This is a genomic window from Pseudoselenomonas ruminantium (assembly GCF_900142515.1).
Classification (GTDB): Bacteria; Bacillota; Negativicutes; order Selenomonadales; family Selenomonadaceae; genus Selenomonas_A; species Selenomonas_A ruminantium_D.
In genome coordinates this window covers 57,465-63,683 of sequence record NZ_FRBC01000021.1, presented here as the reverse complement: position 1 = coordinate 63,683, position 6,219 = coordinate 57,465, and the positions used below count along the sequence as shown (strand labels likewise).

General features: G+C 38.8%; 9 protein-coding genes. 1 reads left to right on the top strand and 8 read right to left on the bottom strand.

Going from position 1 to position 6,219, the window contains the following annotated elements:
- A partial coding sequence (locus BUB68_RS10835) for an integrase core domain-containing protein (protein ID WP_143188156.1) occupies positions 1 to 285 on the top strand: 285 nt, incomplete at its 5' end.
- A gap of 21 nt (positions 286 to 306) precedes the next feature.
- Here BUB68_RS10835 and BUB68_RS10830 read toward each other — a convergent pair.
- The 8 genes from BUB68_RS10830 to BUB68_RS10795 form a co-directional block, all read right to left on the bottom strand.
- Complete coding sequence (locus BUB68_RS10830; protein WP_073091214.1) at positions 307 to 570, bottom strand: hypothetical protein; 264 nt, start codon at positions 568 to 570, stop codon at positions 307 to 309.
- Between the two features lie 39 nt (positions 571 to 609).
- Positions 610 to 1,056, bottom strand: a complete 447-nt coding sequence (locus BUB68_RS10825; RefSeq protein ID WP_073091211.1) for a hypothetical protein — start codon at positions 1,054 to 1,056, stop codon at positions 610 to 612.
- Between the two features lie 173 nt (positions 1,057 to 1,229).
- Positions 1,230 to 1,775 carry a hypothetical protein gene (locus tag BUB68_RS10820; RefSeq protein ID WP_073091209.1) on the bottom strand — a complete coding sequence of 182 codons (546 nt, stop codon included), beginning with the start codon at positions 1,773 to 1,775 and terminating at the stop codon, positions 1,230 to 1,232.
- A 136-nt stretch (positions 1,776 to 1,911) separates the two neighbouring features.
- The gene (locus tag BUB68_RS14900; protein ID WP_081371966.1) at positions 1,912 to 2,277 is read right to left on the bottom strand and encodes a hypothetical protein; all 366 of its coding nucleotides are present in this window, start codon (positions 2,275 to 2,277) and stop codon (positions 1,912 to 1,914) included.
- 291 nt (positions 2,278 to 2,568) lie between these two features.
- Entirely contained in the window at positions 2,569 to 3,399 is an 831-nt protein-coding gene (locus tag BUB68_RS10810; protein WP_073091206.1) for a TPM domain-containing protein, read from the bottom strand.
- Positions 3,400 to 3,417: 18 nt separating this feature from the next.
- Positions 3,418 to 3,744 (bottom strand): hypothetical protein, encoded by a 327-nt coding sequence (locus tag BUB68_RS10805; RefSeq protein ID WP_073091204.1) that lies wholly within the window; start codon positions 3,742 to 3,744, stop codon positions 3,418 to 3,420.
- A 19-nt stretch (positions 3,745 to 3,763) separates the two neighbouring features.
- On the bottom strand, positions 3,764 to 4,918 hold the full coding sequence (locus tag BUB68_RS10800; RefSeq protein WP_073091202.1) for a TFIIB-type zinc ribbon-containing protein: 1,155 nt from the start codon (positions 4,916 to 4,918) through the stop codon (positions 3,764 to 3,766).
- 64 nt (positions 4,919 to 4,982) lie between these two features.
- Positions 4,983 to 6,209, bottom strand: coding sequence for a hypothetical protein (locus tag BUB68_RS10795; RefSeq protein WP_073091199.1), 1,227 nt, complete (start codon positions 6,207 to 6,209; stop codon positions 4,983 to 4,985).
- Positions 6,210 to 6,219: the final 10 nt, after the last annotated feature.

Here is a 6,219-nt window from a genome sequence, read left to right as displayed (position 1 = left end):
AAAGAATATAAGAAGGCCACCGCACGAATGCAGCGGAGCTATTCCAAGAAAGCTTATCCATGGGATAATGCCTGTATCGAGTCATTTCACGCATTGATAAAGCGTGAATGGCTGAACCGCTTTAGAATCCGGGATTTTAATCATGCTCACAGCCTAATTTTTGAGTATATTGAAGCATTTTATAACACAAAGCGGATTCACAGCCATTGTGGATATCTTTCGCCAGATGACTTTGAAAAACTTTACAATGCGAGCGTTGCTAGAGAATCACGATTGGTAAGTTGAAAATAATTAAAATTTCTCATTTTATGTTGTACTAAATCTTGACATAGGACCATTATTTGTATCTTTTAATGACTCTACTGCCACCACTATTGTTGCTTCCAACAGGATGGTCCCTCCCATCAGTAGTAAAATCTTCCACCACCATCCTAAAAACTCTCTTCTCGACATAGGCCTTTCTAAGTCTAGCCATGGCAATTTCAACTCCGTACCGACCCATAGCATTATAAAAGCAAATATATAACTAAATATAGTTAAGAAAACCAAATATGTATCTTCATGCACCATATCTAAACTCCTAATAATCCATTCTAATAATAACAAGAACTAATCACATAAACATGCAGCGCCATCTTTTTCAGGTAAATAATACAGGCTAAGACAGGCCAGCCCATAAATACAAGGAGATAAAATTACACCAATAGGCATAAATGCAATCACTGCAACTATAATCAATTGTCTATATTGCAATACTGATGCTCTCTTTACTATCGTAGCCAGCATTATTGAGTAAACCGGCACAGCAGTAGCTAAACATAACGTAATATATAAAAAAGCATTTTCTATATTTTTATTTATCATAAATACCAGAAAGCAACCAAGCATTAACCATTTCCATCGTGTAAGATATGTCTTTTTATCCAATGTTTCGGATAACCTATACCACTTCCAGTTCCTTTTATTACCTGCGTACATTAAAATAAAAATCGAAATAAAAACAATAGTTTTTTCCACTATTAAAAGCGCTACTCCAGAGCCGTCATAATCTATCATAAGTAATCCCTCATCCATTATTTTAATCATCGCATACCTTTTGGACAAACCAGCTGTAACGAATCATCACAAAAGCATATATATCCTCTATATCCATAATTCATCCATTCTCTCTGCATAATGCATTTGATAATATCACATAAACGGCCACACATCTTTTCAAGAATAGCAACTCATTTCAAACTTAGATAATTAAGCAATTCTTCATGCCCTCTCATTAAAACTCGCAACTTACATTTATGAATTCTTGGAAGCAGCAGAACAGGTTGCTGTTTCTTTAATGTTTTCATTATCTCACCTGTCGATAAATTTAATCGGAGATATTTTTTAATATGAATTACATCCGTAATAGTTTCAGGTATCTTTTCTATATAAACCGCACAGTAATCACCATTATTATCCAATTCTTCTGCTTCATTTATTCCTTTAATCCATTTGTTAAAATCATTGCTTACGATTACCATATTTGCTTCCGTCATATCTCCAACATCGCTTGCATATACGACTTTAGATGACACATCACGTTGCATAAAAAATAACGCATCTCCGCTATCATCACCCACCGCTACATACAGAGGTAAATATTTATCACATTCAAAAGTAATATTTCTTTCCTCCAACTCTTGTGAGCCATATATTTTGATTCCGTTTTCCCACATAACACCTATAGGATTATTATCAAGCCACTCTTGATAAATTCTCGGCATAGTTTTCTTCATCAAAACTCTCTCTTTCAGTAGAACACCTTTTAATACGCCAGACACCTCTTACAAATAATTTTATTCTCGGAGTCTATTGTATAGTTCCATCTGTATCTGCCATATTGGTCAGCCTCATCTGTTTCAATATCCTTCTTCATAATGGCTGTGAATCAACCCCTACTACATCGCACGCATCACAATAATAGAAATACAAAAACATGTCACCAAAATAGAAATCTACGCCATTCAGCAATTCAATGTTCTCAAAATCACTGCCTGTTAATACTCCTACATACTGCATTTTTCTCCCACACTCTTTGCAACACATCTCTATGGGATCAGTCAAGAATACAGGTTTACCACCCAGTTTGCAGAAATAATCACGCCCCATGCTTTCAATGATTTCTTCATCATCGAAGCATTCTAACGGCTCCATTTTCAATCTCCGTACAGGCAATGGATATTCAATTTTATCTTCCTCATCTTGTTGCCATGCATCTGCGGTAGCAACCTCTAGCATATTTACTGCCCTATCTTTCTCATCGATATGATAAAACTGCCTCTCTCAGCAGGTAGAGCAATTTACACAAGATATTAAAGGGAGTTCCTTTAATGAGCATTCAAGCCAGTTTAATTGTTCATCCTTAGTGTCTAATGTCAGTATCTGATGATAAGGCTCATCACAGATTGAACAGATTGGCATTTTCCACGTATTTCCTCCAAAGTAGTGCCCATATCCACTTTTACCGAATATAGCAATTTGGCCATTATTGCTTCGAATCATATGTTTTCCCCCTTCGCTCACCTGTCATCAGAAGCTGCCGCCTCCTCCGCCACCTCCACTACTACTGCTGCTACCACTCGAACTGCTGGATTTTTTCACACGGACAACCGTCATACCAACAAAGGTATCCTTTTGATTCGTAATATCTACGCTATCTTTTTTCAAATAATCATTCGCTTCCTTGGCTGGTGCAACATTTCCCATACAGTCTACCAACAGCACGGTAGAGATTACTGCTATAATAAAAGCTAATATTCCGGCCACCGCCGCATAAATCTTATTATATCTGTCCGGATCACTATCTTTTTCCTCATCATCTCCAGACAGCTGTTTATCTACCCCTTCCGTGAAGGCAGTGAAACTATCCATATACTTGCCATTGGATAAGTCGGATAGAAAGCTCTCTTTCAGCTTATCTATGCCCTTGCCATCCGTAATTTTTTTCTTGATTTTCTTACTGGTGGCGATATACCATTTTCGGTTTTCCATATCCACCAGCAATAGAATCTCGCCATTGGAAGCATCACTATATCTTTCATCCAGTATTTTATGTGCATACGTAGAAATCTCCGTACCATCAGGCAATTTCTTTATGATATTAACGCCAATTCTTACTTTTTGTTTTCTTTCTACCTCTTTAATTTTAACTTCTAATTTATCACGTTGTTCCCTGGTCAATATTTTTGCCTGGTCAACGACCTCATCATTATAACAGTCCATTGGAGAGTCAATTCTGGCTGCAAATGCTGTCGGTTGAAACAGGATTAATACCAAACACAATGCTTGAATAATTACTGTAATATTTTTCACGAATGATGTATAGCCGTTAACTCTACCTCTATATAGAATATCATTCATATTTACACCGCCCTTCTGCTATATTTCTTGCTCCATAAAGTAGCTGTAGGCACTTTCCTCTAATTCTCCACATGGATTTAAGCAATGCCCATCCTCATCATACAGCTTGTAGCTGTTTTGCTGGTCGCCAAGTGAACACTCTCCATCCAATCCCAACAGCATTGTGTAAAAGCTCTCATTCAGCACTTCATCGATTAATTTAACAAGTTCCTTCTTGTCTGTCCCAGATTGAATCATTTTTTTGATTATATTCGATACCGCAAGGTTAGATTCTTCCTCAAAATAATCATTCATCAACTTTTCTTTTTCATCATGACATAGTTTTACAAAATCATCGCCGGTCATATTTCCCTCCTGTGTATGCTTATAAAACAATTGATAGAATTATCGGTATACACATAAGTACATATTCGCCAATATAAGGCCAACCTATCTTGATTATGTAATATAAAATCCCCCAGAAAACACCAAATGTCAAGATAAAAAACAGGCTTGTCTTTATCCAGCTCACAGGAAGATCCCCAGCGACTTTACCTGTCTGTCCGTTCATCATAAACGTATAGATTTTGTTCTTATAACGACTGGTAACTATCCACACCGGAGCCATGGCATAGGATACACTGCCCTGGATTTTATGCATTACGGAATCCGTACACTCAACACTTTCATACCCTTGTACAGATTCCTTCAGTTTCTCAATAGTACTTTCTTTTACCCGTTCGTCGGCCCTTGGCATTGCTACCTCGGCATCTACATCGTACTTATCCGCCAAAAAGCCTGTCATATAACCATTGGTAAAAGGAACCATATCTGCGTAGTCAAACGGCTCGATACTTTCCATATAGTCATTATTCATTTTTTCGCTGCCATCTACGGGAATCTTGTCAAAACTCATATTCCCTTGCCGCAGGCACTCATAATGACTGGTCTCCGTCACCGTTTCATCTCCATCCGTGTAAACTCGTATTTTTTTAGCATGAAAACTGGCCAACGTGTTTACAAAGGAATCAAAGAGCCAGAATGGAACATATATGGCCTGAACAGTTTCAATCCGATTATTTGTCATAAATCCACTTGGAAGCAGCCACAACCCCTTATAGAATTCCGATATTGCTTTCATGGCCTCATCCTTCGTCGTTTTGAAGGGGATAATATAATCAGGCCGCAACGAACCACTAAATCGCTGTGGTATCATAACTGCATGACCGCAGTAGCAGCATTCGGTAGCCATAGTATTGCCATCCGCAATGATTTCTGCTCCACAGGATTCACAGACAAGCATCTTCATGGATGCCACTTCTTCGTGACTCCATTTTTCCGCATTAGCTTTGTTCCACTTTATATCTTCGTTATCTGCTGCCTGGGCCGCCATCAGCTCTTTAGCCCGATACAGCTCCTCTATTGCTGCTGCTTCGAGTTCCGTATCACAATGCTCACATTTTATTTTCTGCGTACCAGGTTGAAATTCCAACGGGGCACTGCAGTTCGGACATTTATATGCCACTGAAGTATCCGCCACTCTGCCACCCTTCTCTCATCTTGAACCTACATACGAAACCGTAGACCATTCTGCCGTCTTATGCTTAATCCTTAAAATCAGCCTGTCTGACCTTCAAGTCTTTAGGTGCTTCAAATTTAGGCGGTGCAACTTTCACCGTTCCGTTTGTTCTTGTACCTATAGACTTGTCTTCTTCCACTTTTTTCTTATGTTCGTCAAGTTCCCTGGCCATTTTTTCTAAATCTTCCTCTGCTTTTGTATTGGCCGTCTCTACGGAACTTTCTGTTGTGCTTTTCTCGGTATTTGTCTCAACAACCATATTGTCCGCTTTAGTATCCTGATTTACCAATGAATATCCCCAATAAAATGCTCCGACACCTATGAGAATCAGAAAAACCAGCATCAATATCTTATATCGCATACTTATTTCTACTATTTTTTTCAACATGTTTATCCCCTTTCTCCGTCTGTTACCCTTATATTTGTTACGTGGAGCCCCCCATATAACATTCCCATTGCTATCCATAATTCTCTTTGGCTTCTCACGGCTATTAAGAGCAAGTAACCGTCCTGGCCCTATTTCCTCTCTCCCATCCTGAATTACATCATGTACATGTAAGATATAGTCTTCATGTTTCCGGTATAGGGGTTCATCCATTCCTATATAATCATAATTCTCGCGAATCTCATCTATCACTCCAGATACAATCGTACCTCCCGGATACTCTACCAGCAGTTCTTCATCCACAGGTCTTCCTTGTAGTATCTCTGCAATCTCATTAGTTTCTTCGTGTTCTATACGAGTTTCTTCAAATAAGTCAACTCCCAGTGGCAGGTATATACTATTCTGCAGTTGCAGGAAATGATACAAGTCTCTTGGGCCATTGGTATCATGCAGCGTATACACCCATTTGCTGCATTTTTTTAGTTTCTCTTCATCCCGCTTTATACATTCCCGAATTGCCGTCTGCAGCCGATCTTTATCCATGGGAAACAGCGGCCCACTCCCTGATATATGATAGTACAGAGCGTGTGCAGCCAAATACGCATCATCATCATACTTCTGCTGACATATTTTCACGATTGCATCCTCTGTTTCCTGAGCAATACTGGCATCTCCATTCTTGTAAATTGGATAAATGCCAAAAATATATATGTCATTGACTGCCGTAGGCCGTCCTGGAAAATCTCCAAACATGTCCGTCTGTACGACAAACCATTCACCTCTGCCTGCTAAAAGTTTGTCTAAGCATTTTTTCTTTCTGGCTTTTTGTACCAAGGGAAAAAAGATATGTTCATTTTTATATGCCATTCTTATTCTC

Excerpts from the sequence above, each read along its gene's own strand:
- BUB68_RS10820 (WP_073091209.1), bottom strand. The coding sequence starts at position 1,775 with ATGAAGAAAACTATGCCGAGAATTTATCAAGAGTGGCTTGATAATAAT.
- BUB68_RS10810 (WP_073091206.1), bottom strand. The coding sequence starts at position 3,399 with ATGAATGATATTCTATATAGAGGTAGAGTTAACGGCTATACATCATTC.
- BUB68_RS10825 (WP_073091211.1), bottom strand. The coding sequence starts at position 1,056 with ATGATAGATTATGACGGCTCTGGAGTAGCGCTTTTAATAGTGGAAAAA.
- BUB68_RS10805 (WP_073091204.1), bottom strand. The coding sequence starts at position 3,744 with ATGACCGGCGATGATTTTGTAAAACTATGTCATGATGAAAAAGAAAAG.
- BUB68_RS10795 (WP_073091199.1), bottom strand. The coding sequence starts at position 6,209 with ATGGCATATAAAAATGAACATATCTTTTTTCCCTTGGTACAAAAAGCC.
- BUB68_RS10830 (WP_073091214.1), bottom strand. The coding sequence starts at position 570 with ATGGTGCATGAAGATACATATTTGGTTTTCTTAACTATATTTAGTTAT.
- BUB68_RS14900 (WP_081371966.1), bottom strand. The coding sequence starts at position 2,277 with ATGCTAGAGGTTGCTACCGCAGATGCATGGCAACAAGATGAGGAAGAT.